Source organism: Streptomyces sp. 1222.5, assembly GCF_900105245.1.
Classification (GTDB): domain Bacteria; phylum Actinomycetota; class Actinomycetes; order Streptomycetales; family Streptomycetaceae; genus Streptomyces; species Streptomyces albidocamelliae.
Window position 1 is genome coordinate 6845211 of sequence record NZ_FNSZ01000001.1, and the last position, 17202, is coordinate 6862412.

Here is a 17202-nt window from a genome sequence, read left to right on the forward strand (position 1 = left end):
CTGACGTTTACCCCTGAGCGTTACGATCGCTGACAGCACGACCATCGGACGCATGTCCGACGGGTCGGACAGCGCCCACCCCCAGCCGCCTCGGTGAGAAGGTAAAGACTTATGTTCGGAAGGCTCGGAGCTCCCGAGATCATTCTCATCCTCGTCGTCATCATCCTGCTGTTCGGCGCGAAGAAGCTTCCGGACATGGCCCGCTCGCTCGGCAAGTCCGCGCGCATCCTCAAGAGCGAGGCCAAGGCGATGAAGGAAGAGGGCAACTCCTCCCAGCAGGCGCCCGCTTCCAACGAGCAGCCCCCGGCCCAGCGCACCATCCAGGCGTCCCCCGGCGACGTGACCAGCTCGCGTCCCGTCAACGAGCCGACGGATTCCACCCAGCGCTGACGCAGGGCCGGACCGCTCCGGCCCGTCGCACGAGATGAGGACGTGGGTTGCTCAAGCCTGCCCGCAAGAAGGAGAGAGACCCCGAGGGGCGGATGCCCCTCGCGGATCACCTTCGTGAGCTCCGCAACCGGCTCGCGAAGGCCATGCTGGCCATCGTCATCGTGACGGTCGTCGCGGCCTTCTTCTACAACGACATCATCAACTTCCTGACGAAGCCGATCCTCGACTCGGTGGGTTGCCAGGAGACCTTCGAGCAGCTGGCGAAGTCCTCGGACCAGCACACCTGCGCGGAGATCACGATCAACGGCCTGCTCGCGCCCTTCACGCTGGCCCTGCAGGTCTCGCTGACTGCGGGTGTGGTCCTCGCGTCGCCGATCTGGCTCTACCAGCTGTGGGCGTTCGTCGCGCCGGGTCTGCACCAGCACGAGAAGAAGTACGCCTACGCCTTCGTCTTCACCGGCGCCCCGCTGTTCTTCGGCGGTGCGTTCTTCGCGTACAAGGTGCTGCCGACCACCGCGAAGGTGCTGATCGACTTCACGCCGAACGGCGACATCAAGAACCTGCTGCCGCTCGACGACCTGCTCCAGCTGGTCACCCGCATGGTGCTCGTCTTCGGCCTCTCCTTCGAGCTGCCGCTGCTGCTGATCATGCTCAACCTCACCGGGGTGCTGACAGGCCGGCGGATGCTCGGCTGGTGGCGGGCGATGATCCTCGGCATCACCGTCTTCGCGGCCGTGGCCACGCCGAGCACCGACCCGCTGTCGATGCTGGCGCTCGCGGGACCGATCTGGGTGCTGTACTTCGGGGCCGTCGGCTTCTCGCTGCTCAACGACCGCCGCAAGCTGCGCCGCGACGCGGCCGGACCCGGTGACGACGAGGCCTCCGAGCTGGACCTCACGCCCGAGGAGATCGGGGCGGTCGAGCCCGTCCCGGCCGCCCGGGTGCTGCCCGAGCAGGCGAGCACGGACCGGGTCAACGGCTACGACGACGTCACCTGAGCCGCGCCGGACCGCTTGCGGTCCGCTGTGCGATGCCCTCGTCCCACCGGGACGGGGGCATCCGTGTTCTCCGGTCGATCGGCCCCCCGTTCCCGATAATGATCGTCCTGTTGTCAGTGGGGCCCGGTACGCTCGAAAGTACGATGACAGAGGACCTCTCACCGGCCGAGCGGTACGCGGCAGCCCGCAGGCGGGCAGCCGAGCAGGCCACCGCGCTCGCGTCCTTCCGCGAGATGTACGACTTCGGCCTCGACCCCTTCCAGATCGAGGCCTGCCAGGCGCTCGAGGCGGGGAAGGGCGTGCTGGTGGCCGCCCCCACCGGCTCGGGCAAGACGATCGTGGGCGAGTTCGCCGTCCACCTCGCCCTCCAGCAGGGCAAGAAGTGCTTCTACACGACACCCATCAAGGCGCTGTCGAACCAGAAGTACGCCGACCTGTGCCGCCGCTACGGCGCCGACAAGGTCGGCCTGCTCACCGGCGACAACAGCGTGAACTCCGAGGCGCCGGTGGTCGTGATGACCACGGAGGTCCTGCGGAACATGCTGTACGCGGGCTCCCAGACCCTCCTCGGCCTCGGCTACGTGGTCATGGACGAGGTGCACTACCTCTCCGACCGCTTCCGCGGTGCCGTCTGGGAGGAAGTGATCATCCACCTGCCGGAGTCGGTGACCCTCGTGTCGCTGTCGGCGACCGTGTCCAACGCCGAGGAGTTCGGCGACTGGCTGGACACCGTCCGCGGCGACACCGAGGTGATCGTCTCCGAGCACCGGCCCGTGCCGCTGTTCCAGCACGTGCTCGCCGGGCGGCGGATGTATGACCTGTTCGAGGAGGGCGAGGGCCACAAGAAGGCCGTCAACCCCGATCTCGCCCGCCTCGCCCGCATGGAGGCCACCCGGCCGTCGTACCAGGACCGCCGGCGCGGCCGTGCGATGCGCGAGGCCGACCGGGAGCGGGAGCGCCGGCAGCGCTCACGGGTGTGGACGCCGGGCCGCCCGGAGGTCATCGAGCGCCTGGACTCCGAGGGCCTGCTGCCCGCGATCACGTTCATCTTCAGCCGCGCCGCCTGCGAGGCCGCGGTCCAGCAGTGCCTGTACGCGGGCCTGAGGCTCAACGACGAGGAGGCGCGGGACACGGTGCGCGCCCTGGTCGAGGAGCGCACGGCGCACATCGCGCCGGAGGACCTGCACGTCCTCGGCTACTACGAGTGGCTGGAGGGCCTGGAGCGGGGCATCGCCGCCCACCACGCGGGCATGCTGCCGACGTTCAAGGAGGTCGTCGAGGAGCTGTTCGTGCGCGGCCTGGTCAAGGCCGTGTTCGCGACGGAGACCCTCGCGCTCGGCATCAACATGCCCGCCCGTTCGGTGGTGCTGGAGAAGCTCGTCAAGTGGAACGGCGAGCAGCACGCCGACATCACGCCCGGCGAGTACACCCAGCTGACCGGCCGGGCCGGCCGCCGGGGCATCGACGTCGAGGGTCACGCCGTGGTGCTCTGGCAACGCGGCATGAGCCCCGAGCACCTGGCCGGCCTCGCGGGCACGCGCACGTACCCGCTGCGCTCCAGCTTCAAGCCGTCGTACAACATGGCGGTCAACCTGGTCGAACAGTTCGGCCGGCACCGCTCGCGGGAGTTGCTGGAGACCTCCTTCGCGCAGTTCCAGGCCGACAAGTCGGTCGTCGGGATCTCCCGGCAGGTGCAGCGCAACGAGGAGGGCCTGGAGGGCTACAAGGCCTCCATGACCTGCCACCTCGGTGACTTCGAGGAGTACGCGCAGCTGCGCCGTCAGCTGAAGGACCGGGAGACGGAGCTGGCCCGCCAGGGCGCGACCGAGCGGCGTGCCGAGGCCGCCGTCGCCCTGGAGAAGCTCAAGCCGGGCGACGTGATCCATGTGCCCACCGGCAAGTACGCCGGCCTTGCCCTGGTGCTGGACCCGGGTCTGCCCGCCGGCCGTTCCAACGGGCACCGCGGCTTCGACCACCACGACGGTCCGCGCCCGCTGGTGCTGACCGCCGAACGGCAGGTCAAGCGGCTGGCGTCGATGGACTTCCCGGTGCCGGTCGAGCCGCTGGACCGGATGCGGATCCCGAAGAGCTTCAACCCGCGCTCCCCGCAGTCGCGTCGGGATCTGGCCTCGGCGCTGCGCACCAAGGCCGGGCACATCCCGCCGGACCGGGCCCGAAAGAAGCGCTCGCAGGCCGCGGACGACCGGGAGATCGCCCGGCTGCGGACGGCGATCCGCGCGCACCCCTGCCACGGCTGCAACGACCGTGAGGATCACGCGCGTTGGGCGGAGCGGTATCACCGGCTGCTGCGGGACACCTCGCAGCTGGAGCGCCGCATCGAGGGCCGTACGAACACGATCGCCCGGACGTTCGACCGGATCGTCGCCCTGCTGACCGAGATGGACTACCTGCGCGGCGACGAGGTCACGGAGCACGGCAAACGGCTCGCCCGGCTGTACGGCGAACTGGACCTGCTGGCCAGCGAGTGCCTGCGCGAGGGCGTCTGGGAGGGCCTGAGCCCGGCCGAACTGGCCGCGTGCGTCTCGGCGCTGGTGTACGAGGCGCGGGTCGGCGACGACGCGATGGCGCCGAAGCTGCCGTCGGGCAAGGCGAAGGCCGCGCTGGGTGAGATGGTGCGGATCTGGGGCCGGCTGGACGCCCTGGAGGAGGACTTCCGCATCAGCCAGACCGAGGGTGTCGGGCAGCGCGAGCCCGATCTGGGATTCGCCTGGGCCGTGTACATGTGGGCCTCCGGGACGGCGCTCGACGAGGTGCTGCGGGAGGCGGACATGCCGGCGGGCGACTTCGTGCGCTGGTGCAAGCAGGTGATCGACGTGCTCGGGCAGATCTCGGCGGCCGCTCCGACCGAGGGCTCGACCGTGGCGAAGACGGCGCGCAAGGCCGTCGAGCAGGTGCTGCGGGGTGTCGTCGCCTACTCGTCGGTGGGCTGAGCGGGAGGCGGCCACCGGCCGCCGCACGGTGTGAACTCCGGGCCCCCGCCCGGTGGATGCGCCCCCTTCGCGAGGGGAGCGGATCCGCCGGGCGGGGGCCGTGTTTCGTCATGCGACGGACGCCTTTTCACTCATCACGGTGAGTGACTTCCGTATGCCCGTTCCCGGTGACCGAACGTGTTCGAATGGGAGCCGTGCGTGTAAATGGAGCCGAGCGTACTCCTGTCACGCAAGGGATTTCCGATGCTTGCCGAATATGACACAGCGATGATCCGGTCGGACTAAGCTCGCCCGCGGCGCACCGGGTTGAGGTGAATTCGTGCGCCTGTTCCCAAATCTCCCGAAGATCCCGTCAGTTCCATGAACCTTCCCCTCCCATGCTCCCCCGACACCCAGCCGATTCGTCTCAGAAGGCATCCATGGTGAGTGTTCAGAAGCCTCCCGGTCGCCGTGAACGTCCCTATGCGCGCGTCATGTTGCCGCCGGCCATAGTGATGGCCGCCGCGAGCGCGGCCGCCGTGGCCCTGGTGCCGGCGCCGGCCCGGCTCGCCGTCGGCCTGTGCGGGGCGCTGGCGGTGCTGCTGGTGCTCGTCACCGGCGCGGAGGCCGCCCGCCGGGGCCGCATCCTCCGCGAGACCAGGGCCGAGCACGCCCGTCACCGCGCGTATCTGGAACACCGGCTCGCCGCCCACGACGACCTGATCACCCGCTTCGCCACGGACATCATCCCGACCGGCCTGCTCCGGCTGCGCGCCGGCGAACCGCTGCGGGACGTGCTGACCAACGTCTACGACGTCGACCCCGAACTGCGCGGACTGCACGAGTCGTACCGCGAGATGTTCCGCGTCTCGCTGCGCGGCGCCGACCACGAGATCTCCATGCGCGACGCCACCGAACGCTCCTTCGTGAGCATCGCCCGCCGCGTCCAGGCCATCGTCCACCAGCAGGCCAAGGAACTGCGGGAGATGGAGGAGGACCACGGCCGCAACCCCGAGGTCTTCGACGACCTCCTCCGCCTCGACCACGGCACCTCGCTGATCGGCCGGCTCGCCGACACCATCTCCGTCCTCGGCGGCGGCCGCCCCGGCCGCCAGTGGCCGCTGCCGGTCTCCCTCTACAGCGTGCTGCGCGGCGCCATGTCCCGCATCCTCGAGTACCGGCGCATCGAGCTGAGCTCCATCGTCAACATCAACATCAAGGGCACCGCGGTCGAGCCGGTCATCCACGCCGCCGCCGAACTCCTCGACAACGCCACCCGCTACTCGCCGCCCACGAACAAGGTGCGCGTCACCGCCGCCGAGGTGCAGGCCGGTATCGCCGTCGAGATCGAGGACGCCGGTGTCAGCCTCAGCGAGGAGTCCCGCGCGCGCATCGAGCAGATGATCGAGGACGCCAAGAACGGCGACGACGCGCAGAACCTCGGTGAGAACCCGCGCCTCGGCCTCGCCGTCGTCGGCCGGCTCTGCAAGCACTTCGACATGGAGGTCTCGCTGCGTGCCTCCGCCTACGGCGGTGTCCGCGCGATCCTCATCATCCCGCGCGTCATGACCACCACCGAGCCCGGCGTCGGCGCCGCGCACGGCATCGGTGCCACCGGCGTGCCCCAGCCCGAACTCGGCGCCGTAGAAGGCCCCAAGCGCCCGCCCAAGCGCCGCCGCCCCACCAGCCCCAAGATCCCGGCCGGCATCTCCATGGAGGACGACGTCCCGGAGGTCACCGAGTGGACCGCGGGCGGCCTGCCCCAGCGCCGCAGCCGGGTGAAGACCTCGCTCACCCAGCGGTACGCCGAGCAGGCCGCCATCGAACGCGCCGAGCGCGAGGGCAGGCCGACCATCTGGTCCCAGACCCGGTCCGAGCCGGAACCCGAGCCCGAGATCGACCCCGAGCGCAAGAAGCTCATGGACCGGCCGCCCGGCATGTGGATGGAGGCCTTCTGGGACGGCCTGCGCAAGGGCATGCCCGAGGACGCCACCGCCTCCGAGCTGACCGACTTCACGCTCAACCCCACCAAGTACGTGCACCTGCTCAACGATTCGGACGACCCCATCGAGGGGGCCACCGAGGCCGACGACGAGGGGACTCTCAAGTGATCCAGCAGCGAGCGAACCTGGACTGGATGCTCAAGCAGCTCAACGACGGCGTGCCGGGCATCGAGATGATCGTGGTGCTGTCCGCCGACGGACTGCGTATCGCCCGTTACGGCGGCGATCCCGACGCCGCGGACCGGGTGGCCGCCGCCTGCGCGGGCGTGCAGAGCCTGGCCGGCGCCATCATCCAGGAGATCCCCGGCGCCGGGGACATGAAGGTCGTCGTCATCGAGATCGAGGGCGGCTACTTCTACCTGATGAACGCCGGCGCCAACGCCTACCTCGCCGTACTCGCCGACGTGACCTGCGAGCCGGGCCGGATGAGCGGCATGATGCGTGACCTCGTCGTCCGGATCGGCGCCCATCTCACCAGTCCGCCCCGGCGGAACGGGCAGACCGTATGACACCTCCACGACGCAAACGGCGCCAGCCGCAGCACCTGCCGCCCCCGCCTCCGCCCCCACCGGCCCCTCAGCCGGCGGGCGGCCCGGCGACGCCCAGGAACCCCGAGCGGCTGTACACCATCGCCGGATCCGTGGACGGCGCACGGGCCGAACTCGACCTCGTGACGCTGATCGTGGCGCGTTCCGCACCCCAGCCGGCCGCGTCACCTGAGGAGTCGGCGGTGCTCCGGCTCTGCGCGGCCCCCTTGTCCGTGGCCGAGCTCTCGGCCTATCTCCAACTGCCGTTCAGCGCGATGACCGTACTGATCACCGAGCTGATCGCGGCCGAACTGGTGCAGGCGCGCGCCCCGATCGTCCGCAAGGCGCTCCCCGACCGTTCACTCCTCGAAGCGGTGATGCATGGACTTCAACGGCTCTGACACGCTCCCCGGCCCGCGCACCGAGGACCACCTGCCGCACACGGCGCAGGCCGCGGTGAAGCTGGTGATCGTGGGCGGTTTCGGCGTCGGCAAGACCACCATGGTCGGTTCGGTCAGCGAGATCAGGCCGCTGACCACCGAGGAGACCATGACCCAGGCCGGCATCGGCGTCGACGACAACTACGGCTCCGACTCCAAGACGGCCACCACCGTGGCCATGGACTTCGGCCGCATCAGCATCACCGACAAGCTGGTGCTCTACCTCTTCGGCACCCCCGGCCAGGAGCGCTTCTGGTTCCTGTGGAACGGCCTGTTCGAAGGCGCCCTCGGCGCGGTCGTCCTGGTCGACACCCGGCGCCTGGAAGTCAGCTTCGACGTCATGGGCCGGCTGGAGGAGCGCGGCGTGCCGTTCGTCGTCGCCGTCAACTCCTTCCCCGACGGGCCCCGCTACCCGGTGGAGGAACTGCGCACCGCGCTCGACCTGTCCCCGGACATCCCGATCATCGAGTGCGACGTGCGCCGCCGCGCCTCCAGCAAGGACGTGCTCATGACGCTCATGCGCTTCCTGCACTCCCTGGCCATGTCCGGTGCCCTCACCTGACCCGCAGCCGACCGACCCCCTCTCCATCCGTTCCGGAGCGATCACTGTGACGCCTGAACCCCAATTCCTCACCGGCACAGACCCCACCCCCGGCCCGCCCCCCGGCTGCCCGGCGCACGGGCTCGGCCCCGGGGGACTGCACCGGCTCTACGGCCCCGACGCCGAGGACCTCGGCGACCTCTACGAGCGGCTGCGCGACCAGCACGGCCCCGTGGCCCCCGTACTGCTCCACGACGACGTGCCGATGTGGGTGGTCCTCGGGCACGCCGAGAACCTGCAACTCGTGCGCAGTCCCTCGCAGTACACCCGCGACAGCCGGATCTGGACGCCGCTGCTGGACGGCGAGGTCAAGCCCGACCACCCGCTCATGCCGCACATCGCCTGGCAGCCGATCTGCTCGCACGCCGAGGGCGACGAGCACCAGCGGCTGCGGGCCGCCGTCACCGCGGCCATGTCGACCATCGACCACCGCAGCGTCCGCCGGCACATCGGCCGCTCCACGCAGGCCCTGGTCAACAGCTTCTGCGAGCGGGGCCGGGCCGACCTGGTCGCGCAGTTCGCCGAGCACCTGCCGATGGTCGTCCTGTGCGAGATCCTCGGCATGCCCGAGGAGTACAACGACCGGATGGTGCAGGCCGCCCGCGACGCGCTCAAGGGCACCGAGACCGCCATCCAGAGCCACACCTACGTCATGGACGCGCTGAGCCGGCTCACCACCCGGCGCCGCGCCCGGCCCGAGGACGACTTCACCAGTCACCTCATCACCCACCCGGCCGGACTCGGCGACGACGAGGTCCGCGAACATCTGCGCCTCGTCCTGTTCGCGGCCTACGAGGCCACCGCCAACCTGCTCGCCAACGCGCTGCGGATGGTCCTCACCGAGCCGGGTTTCCGCGCCCAGCTCAACGGAGGCCAGATGACCGTGCCCGAGGCGATCGAGCAGTCGCTGTGGGACGAACCGCCGTTCAGCACGGTCCTCGGCTACTACGCCAAGCAGGACACCGAGCTGGGTGGGCAGCGCATCCGCAAGGGCGACGGGCTGCTCTTCGCGCCCGCCCCGGGCAACCTCGACCCGCGCGTCCGCCCGGACCTGTCGGCGGGCATGCAGGGCAACCGGTCCCACCTGGCCTTCGGTGGCGGCCCGCACGAGTGCCCCGGCCAGGACATCGGCCGTGCCATCGCCGACGTCGGTGTCGACGCCCTGCTGACCCGGCTGCCGGACGTCCAGCTGGACTGTGCGGAGGACGACCTGGAGTGGCGGGCGTCCATCGCCTCCCGGCACCTGGTGGCGCTGCCGGTGCGGTTCGAACCCAAGCCGCAGCAGGACGTCGACCTGCCGCCACGGGCCATGCCCCTGCCGCAGCAGCGCGCCGACTGGCAGGTCGGCACCCTGAGCAGCGACCCCGCCCCGGCCGCCGAACCGCTGCCCGCCCAGCGCCCCGCGCCGGACTTCGTCCCCGCGGCGGCCGTACCGGCCCGGCCCAAGGGCGTCTGGCGGCGGCTGCTGCACTGGTGGCGCGGCGAGTGACCTAGGGCTGTTCGCCGCCGGCCCAGGTGTCGTACGACGACCAGGCGCGGAGCACGCGGCCGCTGACGAACGCGTGCTCCGCCCCGGTGACCGGATCGGTGAACGCCAGCCTGCGGGCCAGCAGTTGCAGCGGGCGCCGGAAATCGCCGGGTGGCACCGGGCCGGTCACCTCCGGGTACAGCGGGTCGCCGAGGATGGGCACGCCCAGCGTGTTCAGGTGCACCCGCAGCTGATGCGTCTGCCCGGTCGCCGGGAGAAGCCGGTACCGGGCCAGCCGCTCCCGGTGGGCGGCGAGTTCCACGTACGTCTCGGCGTTCGGCTCGCCCTCGACCTCGCGCGCCGCCTGCACCCCGCGCTCCTTCACGATCCGGCTGCGCACGGTGCGGGGGAGGCGCAGTGCGGGGGCATGGGGTGCGATCGCCTCGTACTCCTTGCGGACCAGCCGGTCGGCGAACAGCGACTGGTACGCGCCGCGCTCCTCGGGCCGCACCGTGAACAGCACCAGCCCGGCCGTCAGCCGGTCCAGGCGGTGCGCGGCGGACAGCGTCGGGATGCCCAGCTCGTGCCGCAGCCGGGCCAGCGCGGTCTGCGCGACGTGCGAGCCGCGCGGGGTGGTGGCCAGGAAGTGCGGCTTGTCGGCCACGACGATGTGCGCGTCCCGGTACACCACCTCCACCGGGAACGGCACCGGCACCTCGGGGGGCAGCTCCCGGTGGAACCACACGAACATCCCCGGCTCGTACGGCGCGCCCGGCGCCACCGGCCGTCCGTCGGCGCCGACGATCAGCCCCGTGTCGAACATCCCCTCGACGACGCCGGGCCCGGCCCCCGTCAGCCGCTCCACCAGGTGCTCGCGCACGGTGGCCCACGCCCCGTCCCTGGGGAGCCGCACCCGCACGGGGTCGACCCCGTCGCGCTGGGGGAGCGGGGCGGGCGGCGGCGGGGTACGGCGTCTCATCGGCTCCCAGGGTACGAGGGGGGGGCGGTGCGTGCCGAACCGGTGTGGGACGGGCCCCGCTGTGGGCAGGATGTGGATCATGCCGTTCCTCACCAGCCCGGTGCTGCCTCCCGGGACCCTCGCCCGTACCCCGCAGCCGGTCCTTCCCACCGGCGACGGCCTCGTGCTGCGCCCCTGGCGGGCCGGGGACGCGCCCGCCGTCCACGCCGCCTTCCAGGACCCCTCCCTCCACCAGTGGCACATCAGGTCCTGCGACTCCGAGGAGGAGGCCGCCGGCTGGATCGCGCAGTGGCGGGCGGCGTGGGAGGGCGAGCGGGAGGTCCAGTGGGCGGTCGTGGACGAGGCGACGGACGTGTTGCGGGGCCGGGTCGCGCTGCGTCAGATCCTGCTCGGGGACGGTGTCGCCGAGGTCGCCTACTGGACGGTCGCCGGGGCGCGTGGCCGGGGTGTCGCGGCCCGCGCCGCCACCGCCCTGAGCCGCTGGGCCCTCGAGGACATCGGCTTCCACCGGCTCGAACTCTTCCACGCCACCGCCAACCCGGCCTCCTGCCGGGTCGCCGAGAAGGCCGGCTTCGCCCTGGAGGGCACCAAGCGCAGCGCCCTGCTGCACCGGGACGGCTGGCACGACATGCACTTCCACGCCCGTGTGCGCGGCGACTGACGGCCGGCGCGGCCCGCGGGGCGGGGCAGGACTGGGGCATCGACCGCGGGTGCGAGGGGGGCCGTGTCATGATGACGGGTCGTTTCCCGTCGTCCCTGGGTGTCCCGCATGCCGGTGTTCGAGCTCGCCGACCGACTTGTCGTCGGGGTGGCCTCCAGTGCCCTGTTCGATCTGCGGGAGTCGGACGCGGTGTTCCGGGAGCAGGGGGAGGAGGCATACCGGGCCCACCAGGAGGAGAACGTCGACCGCACGCTCCGGCCGGGGGTGGCCTTCGCCTTCGTCCGGCGGCTGTTGTCCCTGAACGACCTGAGCGAGCCCGGGGACCCGCTCGTCGAGGTGATCATCCTCTCCCGCAACGACCCCGACACCGGCCTGCGGGTCATGCGGTCGATCCAGGCGCACGGCCTGCCGATCAGCCGGGCCATCTTCCGTCAGGGACGCTCCCCTTATCCGTTCATGACGGCGCTGAACATGTCCCTGTTCCTGTCCGCCGACGGGGGCGACGTGCGCGAGGCCGTGGCCGCGGGGCTGCCGGCCGGGCATGTGCTGGGGTCGGCGTACGCGGACGACCCCGCCGACCGGGACCTGCGCATCGCCTTCGACTTCGACGGCGTGCTCGCGAGCGACGCCGCGGAGCAGGTGTTCCAGTCCGGCGGTCTGGAGGAGTTCCGCGCGCACGAGGCCCGTAACGCGGCCACCCCGCACGACCCCGGTCCCCTGCGCGACTTCCTCGCGGGGGTGAACCGCATCCAGTTGCGTGAGGAGGAGCGGCGCAGGAGCGATCCCGGCTACGAGATGCGCGTCCACGTCTCCATCGTGACCGCCCGCAACGCGCCCGCCCACGAGCGTGCCGTGCGCAGCCTCAAGGAGTGGGGCGTACGGGTCAACGACGCCTTCTTCCTCGGCGGCATAGACAAGGGGGCGGTCATGAAGGTGCTGAACCCGCACATCTTCTTCGACGACCAGGTGACCCACCTGGAGAGCACGTCCCGGACCACGCCCAGCGTGCACGTCCCGTTCGGCAGGATCAACGAGACGGCGCCCTGAGCGCGGAGGGCTCACGCGGCGGCGGCGCCGCCCTCCTGCTCGGCCTCGATGCGGGCGTTCCAGTCCCGCTTGGAGGCCTGCCAGCCGTCCTCGTTGTGGCCGAGCCGCCAGTAGCCGGAGATCGACAGATCCTCGCGCGGGATCCCGAGGTCCACGCGGAGCAGCCGCCGCAGCTCCTTCACGAAGCCCGCCTCGCCGTGCACGAAGGCGTGCGGCCGGCCCGCCGGGAAGTCCAGCGCCCGTACCGCCTCCAGCAGGGCCTCGCCGACCGGGCGGGTCCCGCGGTGCAGCCAGACGACCTCCACCTCGGAGTCGATCTTCTGCTCCTCCTCGGGGCCGGACACCTCGACGAAGGCGTGCGCGCGGGCGCCGGCGGGCAGCGTCTCCAGGGTGCGGGCGATCGCGGGCAGCGCGCTCTCGTCGCCGGCGAGCAGATGCCAGTCGGCGTCCGGGGCGGGCGCGTAGGCGCCACCGGGGCCCATGAAGCGGACCGGGTCACCGGGCCGTACGCGGGTGGCCCACGGTCCGGCCAGGCCCTCGTCGCCGTGGATCACGAAGTCCAGGGTCAGTTCCCGGTGTTCCGGGTCGAAGGCGCGCACGGTGTAGGTGCGGGTCACCGGCCATTGCTCGCGGGGGAACTCCGCGCGGATGCGCTCGAGGTCGAAGGGCTCGGGGTAGGTCACGCCGGGCGGCCCGAACAGCAGCTTCACGTAGTGGTCGGTGCAGGTGTCCGCGGCGAATCCGGCGAGGCCCTCGCCGCCCAGCACCACACGCTGCATGTGCGGGGTGAGGCGTTCGGTGCGCACAACCTGGGCGGTATGGGCCCTGCGCGGCTTACGTCCCGGGCGCTCTGCCATCACGGCCTCCTGCGAGATTGGTTAGGTTTACCTAAGTTAGCACCTCGCTCCGGGTCAACACCTCCCTCCCGAGGGCTCGGTGGGAGCCCTTTGCCGGAATATTTCCCACTGGGTCACTCCGCGAGCGTGCCCAGCAGCCGTTGCAGGGAGCCGCCCAGGCCCCAGCGCTTCGCCAGGTCCTCCAGTGCCGCCGGGTCGCGCGGGGTGTGCGGCAGGGCGGTGTCGACGTCCGGCAGCGGCACGTCGCCGGCCACCCGGACCACCTTCGGCGCGACCGCGACGTACGGCCGGGCCTCGGTGAGCCGCTTGCGCTGCGACGGCGTGAGCTTCGCCCGTAGGTCGTCGACCGCCGCCATGATCCCGGCCAGGTCGCCGAACTCGGCGAGCAGCTTGGCGGCCGTCTTCTCGCCGATGCCGGCCACGCCCGGCAGGCCGTCGCTCGGGTCGCCGCGCAGCAGCGCGAGATCCGCGTACCCCCGCCCGTCGACGCCATACTTCTCGCGCAGCGCCGCCTCGTCCGTCAGCTGCAGCGTGCCGACGCCCTTGACCGGGTACAGCACCCGGATCCCACGCCCGTCGTCGACCAGCTGGTACAGGTCGCGGTCGCCGGTGACGATGTCGACCGGGCCGTCGGCGCGGGCGGTGAACGTGCCGATCACGTCGTCCGCCTCGTACCCCGCGACCCCGACGCGGGCGATGCCGATCGCGTCCAGCACGTCCTCGATGACCGGCACCTGCGGGGAGAGGGTGTCCGGCACCTCCTCCTCGTCCGGGCCGCCCTCGTGCTCCTCGGCCACCCGGTGCGCCTTGTAGGTGGGGATCAGGTCGACCCGCCACTGCGGGCGCCAGTCGGCGTCCATGCAGGCGACCAGCCTGTCCGGCCGGTGGTCCTTCACCAGGCGGTCGATGAAGTCCAGCAGCCCGCGCACGGCGTTCACGGGCGTGCCGTCGGGCGCCTTCACGGAGTCCGGGACGCCGAAGTAGGCGCGGAAGTACAGCGAGGCGGTGTCGAGGAGCATCAGTCGTCCGGTCACGCTCGCATCATGCCGTACGGCACCGACAGCGGTCCCGCGCGCCGGAACGAGTTGCGTGCTGCGCATCGCCGTGAGCCCCGCCACTTGTGCGTTTGTCCTGGTCGGATGGGGGGAGGCGCGGCTCTCGGAGCGAGGCTGTTGCGCTTTTCAACTGTTCACGGCCGTTCGCTCCTGTTCCTGTCCCCGGACGAGAGGTACGCGTGCAAGCCAGGCTTGAGGCGGAGCACCTGTTCAAGGTGTTCGGCAGACGACCGGACGCAGCAGTGGAAGCCCTGAAGCAGGGCACCGACCGAGAGGAGCTGCGCGCGGACGGCACGACCGCCGCAGTGATCGACGCGTCCTTCCGGGTGGAGGCCGGTGAGATCTTCGTCGTCATGGGGCTGTCGGGCTCCGGGAAGTCCACCCTCCTGCGCATGCTCAACGGCCTGCTGGAGCCGACCGCGGGCACCGTCCGCTTCGACGGGCAGGACCTGACCGGGCTCGCCGACCGCGAGCTGCGCGAGCTGCGGTCGAAGAAGATCAGCATGGTCTTCCAGCACTTCGCGCTGTTCCCGCACCGCAGCGTCCGCGACAACGCCGCCTACGGCCTGGAAGTGCAGGGCGTGCCCCGCGCCGAGCGCGGACGCCGCGCCGACGAGGCGCTCGCCCTGTGCGGCCTGGCCGGCTGGGAGACGTCCTGGCCCGACGAGCTGTCCGGCGGCATGCAGCAACGCGTCGGCCTGGCCCGCGCGCTCGCCACCGACGCCGACCTGCTGCTGATGGACGAGTCCTTCAGCGCCCTGGACCCGCTCATCCGGCGGGACATGCAGGACCAGCTGCTGGAGCTGCAGAAGACGCTGAAGAAGACGATCGTCTTCATCACCCACGACCTCAACGAGGCGATGCGGCTCGGCGACCGCATCGCCGTCATGCGCGACGGCCGCATCGTGCAGACCGGCACGGCCGAGGACATCCTGCTGCGCCCCGCGAACGACTACGTCGCCTCCTTCATCCAGGACGTCGACCGCTCCCGCGTGCTGACCGCCGCCGCCGTGATGGACACCGGGCTGCGCGGCGACGAGGCCGACTGCGACTGCGAGACCGCGGCACCCGGCACGCCGTTCACCGAGCTGTGCGCGATCAGCGCCCGGCTCAGCCACCCCGTCGCCGTCGTCGACGGCGACGGCACCCTTGTCGGCGTCGTGCCCCGGCAGCGCCTGGTCGGCTTCCTCGGCGACGAGACGAACGAGCCCGCGGTGTGCGGCGACAGCCCGAAGAAGGTGACCGCCCGTGCCTAGGCTGCCCCTCGGCGACTGGGTCGACTCCGGTGTGAACTGGCTCGTCGACCACCTCTCCTGGCTCTTCGACGCCGTCAAGGCGGTCATGGAGGGCATGTACGACGGCATCGACGCCGTGCTCGCCGCGCCCGCACCGCTGCTGATGGCCGGCATCCTCGCCGTCGTCGCCTGGTGGCTGCGCGGCCTGCTCGCCGGTGTCCTGGCCTTCGCCGGATTCGCGCTGGTCGACTCGCTCGACCTGTGGGACCGCGCCATGTCCACGCTCGCGCTGGTCCTCGTGGCGACCGTGATCGCCCTGGTGATCTCGCTGCCGCTGGGCATCTGGGCGGCCCGGTCCAAGGCGGTCAGCGCGGCCGTACGGCCCGTGCTGGACCTGCTGCAGACCATGCCGTCGATGGTGCTGCTGATCCCGGCCATGCTCTTCTTCGGCCTGGGCACCGCCGCCGGTGTGGTCGCCACCCTGATCTTCGCGCTCGCCCCCGGCGTCCGCATGACCGAGCTGGGCATCCGCCAGGTCGACGCCGAACTGGTCGAGGCGGCGGAGGCGTTCGGCACCACTCCGCGCAACACCCTGTGGCGCGTGCAGCTGCCGCTCGCCCTGCCGACCATCATGGCCGGCGTCAACCAGGTGATCATGCTTGGCCTGTCCATGGTCGTCATCGCGGGCATGGTCGGCACCGGCGGCCTCGGCGGCGCCGTCAACGAGGCCATCGGCCAGCTCGACATCGGCTACGGCTTCGAGGCGGGCGTCGGCATCGTCGTCCTCGCCATCTACCTGGACCGGATCACCGGCGCGCTCGGCACCCAGCTGTCCCCGCTGAGCCGCCGGGCCGCCGCGAAGGCCCCCACGCGCGCGTGGTCGTACCGCCCCCGGCCGGCGGTGGCCCTCGCCGGTGTGGTGATCCTCGCCCTCGTCGCGGGCGGGCTCGGCGTCTTCGGCGACTCCGCCGGCACCTCCGAGGCCTCCGGCACCGACGTCGGCAAGGGCAAGGAGATCAAGATCGGCTACATCCCCTGGGACGAGGGCATCGCCTCCACCTTCCTCTGGAAGGAGCTCCTCGAGGAGCGCGGTTTCAAGGTGACCACCACCCAGTACGCGGCCGGCCCCCTCTACACCGGCCTGGCCACCGGCCAGCTCGACTTCGAGACCGACTCCTGGCTGCCCACCACGCACGCCGAGTACTGGCGGAAGTACGGCAAGCAGCTCGACGATCTCGGCAAGTGGTACGGCCCCACCTCGCTGGAGCTGACCGTCCCGTCCTACGTCAGGGACGTGAACTCCCTGGCGGACCTGAAGGCCCACTCCTCCGAGTTCGGCGGGAAGATCGTCGGCATCGAGCCCAGCGCGGGCATGATGGGCCTGCTCAAGGACAAGGTGCTGGGGGCGTACGGCCTGAAGGGCGACTACGAGGTGATCGACGGCTCCACGCCGGCGATGCTCGCCGAGCTCAAGCGCGCCTACGCCAAGAAGCAGCCGGTCGTCGTCACCCTCTGGTCGCCGCACTGGGCCTACAGCGACTACGGCCTGAAGAAGCTGAAGGACCCGAAGGGCGCCTGGGGCAAGGGCGACGGCGTGCACACGCTCGCCCGCAAGGGCTTCGCCGCCGACAATCCCGAGGTCGGCCGCTGGCTGGACGACTTCTCCATGACCGAGAAGCAGCTCACCAGCCTGGAGGCGGGGATCCAGAAGGCCGGCAAGGGCAAGGAGCAGGACGCCGTGCGCGACTGGCTGAAGCGCAACCCGGGCCTGGTCGACAAGTGGGCCCCGGTCGCCAAGGGCGGCACCGACAGCCAGGCGGCCGGGTGACCTGACGGGCCCGGACCGCCTGCCGAGGGGCGGACAGCACCGTACGACGGCGGCTGTCCGCCCCTCGCGGCTTCCCGGCCGCCTCGATCCGCCTACGGAAGCGATTCGGCCAATCACACCATGTGATGACCATGGGTCCGGGCGGAGCGCCGTCTCCCGGTCGGGCGGCGTATTCACGTCCGG

15 protein-coding genes are annotated in these 17202 nt (G+C 71.3%); 12 read left to right on the forward strand and 3 right to left on the reverse strand.

Annotated features, from left to right (window positions below; genetic code table 11):
• The first annotated feature begins 111 nt into the window (after positions 1-111).
• The 8 genes from tatA (at position 112) to BLW57_RS31035 (ending at position 9378) form a co-directional block, all read left to right on the forward strand.
• Positions 112-390, forward strand: a complete 279-nt coding sequence (gene tatA / locus BLW57_RS31000; RefSeq protein ID WP_093479055.1) for a Sec-independent protein translocase subunit TatA — start codon at positions 112-114, stop codon at positions 388-390.
• A 47-nt stretch (positions 391-437) separates the two neighbouring features.
• Positions 438-1388 (forward strand): twin-arginine translocase subunit TatC, encoded by a 951-nt coding sequence (gene tatC / locus BLW57_RS31005; RefSeq protein WP_093479056.1) that lies wholly within the window; start codon positions 438-440, stop codon positions 1386-1388.
• Positions 1389-1486: 98 nt separating this feature from the next.
• Positions 1487-4339, forward strand: a complete 2853-nt coding sequence (locus tag BLW57_RS31010; RefSeq protein ID WP_093479058.1) for a DEAD/DEAH box helicase — start codon at positions 1487-1489, stop codon at positions 4337-4339.
• A 473-nt stretch (positions 4340-4812) separates the two neighbouring features.
• Positions 4813-6429 carry an ATP-binding protein gene (locus BLW57_RS31015; protein WP_176985785.1) on the forward strand — a complete coding sequence of 539 codons (1617 nt, stop codon included), beginning with the start codon at positions 4813-4815 and terminating at the stop codon, positions 6427-6429.
• Entirely contained in the window at positions 6426-6830 is a 405-nt protein-coding gene (locus BLW57_RS31020) for a roadblock/LC7 domain-containing protein (protein ID WP_073899668.1), read from the forward strand. Before BLW57_RS31015 ends, BLW57_RS31020 begins: the two co-directional genes overlap by 4 nt.
• The gene (locus BLW57_RS31025) at positions 6827-7249 is read left to right on the forward strand and encodes a DUF742 domain-containing protein (protein ID WP_093479061.1); all 423 of its coding nucleotides are present in this window, start codon (positions 6827-6829) and stop codon (positions 7247-7249) included. The genes BLW57_RS31020 and BLW57_RS31025 overlap by 4 nt, the downstream gene beginning before the upstream one ends.
• Positions 7230-7850, forward strand: coding sequence for a GTP-binding protein (locus BLW57_RS31030; RefSeq protein WP_093479062.1), 621 nt, complete (start codon positions 7230-7232; stop codon positions 7848-7850). The genes BLW57_RS31025 and BLW57_RS31030 overlap by 20 nt, the downstream gene beginning before the upstream one ends.
• Before the next feature lie 46 nt (positions 7851-7896).
• Positions 7897-9378 (forward strand): cytochrome P450, encoded by a 1482-nt coding sequence (locus BLW57_RS31035; protein WP_093479064.1) that lies wholly within the window; start codon positions 7897-7899, stop codon positions 9376-9378.
• Position 9379: 1 nt separating this feature from the next.
• On the opposite strand, the gene BLW57_RS31040 is transcribed toward BLW57_RS31035, so the two are convergent.
• Complete coding sequence (locus BLW57_RS31040; protein ID WP_093480971.1) at positions 9380-10336, reverse strand: pseudouridine synthase; 957 nt, start codon at positions 10334-10336, stop codon at positions 9380-9382.
• Between the two features lie 79 nt (positions 10337-10415).
• On the opposite strand from BLW57_RS31040, the gene BLW57_RS31045 reads away from it, so the two are divergent.
• Positions 10416-10997 carry a GNAT family N-acetyltransferase gene (locus BLW57_RS31045; protein ID WP_093479065.1) on the forward strand — a complete coding sequence of 194 codons (582 nt, stop codon included), beginning with the start codon at positions 10416-10418 and terminating at the stop codon, positions 10995-10997.
• Positions 10998-11105: 108 nt separating this feature from the next.
• Entirely contained in the window at positions 11106-12044 is a 939-nt protein-coding gene (locus BLW57_RS31050; RefSeq protein WP_093479067.1) for a 5'-nucleotidase, read from the forward strand.
• Between the two features lie 11 nt (positions 12045-12055).
• Here BLW57_RS31050 and BLW57_RS31055 read toward each other — a convergent pair whose 3' ends face one another.
• Together BLW57_RS31055 and BLW57_RS31060 are read right to left on the reverse strand one after the other, a co-directional pair.
• A complete protein-coding gene (locus BLW57_RS31055) occupies positions 12056-12901 on the reverse strand; it encodes a siderophore-interacting protein (protein WP_093479068.1) in 846 nt (281 codons plus the stop codon).
• A 113-nt stretch (positions 12902-13014) separates the two neighbouring features.
• Complete coding sequence (locus tag BLW57_RS31060; RefSeq protein WP_093479070.1) at positions 13015-13935, reverse strand: 5'-3' exonuclease; 921 nt, start codon at positions 13933-13935, stop codon at positions 13015-13017.
• A 200-nt stretch (positions 13936-14135) separates the two neighbouring features.
• On the opposite strand from BLW57_RS31060, the gene BLW57_RS31065 reads away from it, so the two are divergent.
• Positions 14136-15212: a quaternary amine ABC transporter ATP-binding protein gene (locus tag BLW57_RS31065; protein WP_093479071.1), complete on the forward strand. Its 1077-nt coding sequence runs from the start codon at positions 14136-14138 to the stop codon at positions 15210-15212.
• On the forward strand, positions 15205-17019 hold the full coding sequence (locus tag BLW57_RS31070) for an ABC transporter permease/substrate binding protein (protein ID WP_093479073.1): 1815 nt from the start codon (positions 15205-15207) through the stop codon (positions 17017-17019). The genes BLW57_RS31065 and BLW57_RS31070 overlap by 8 nt, the downstream gene beginning before the upstream one ends.
• Positions 17020-17202: the final 183 nt, after the last annotated feature.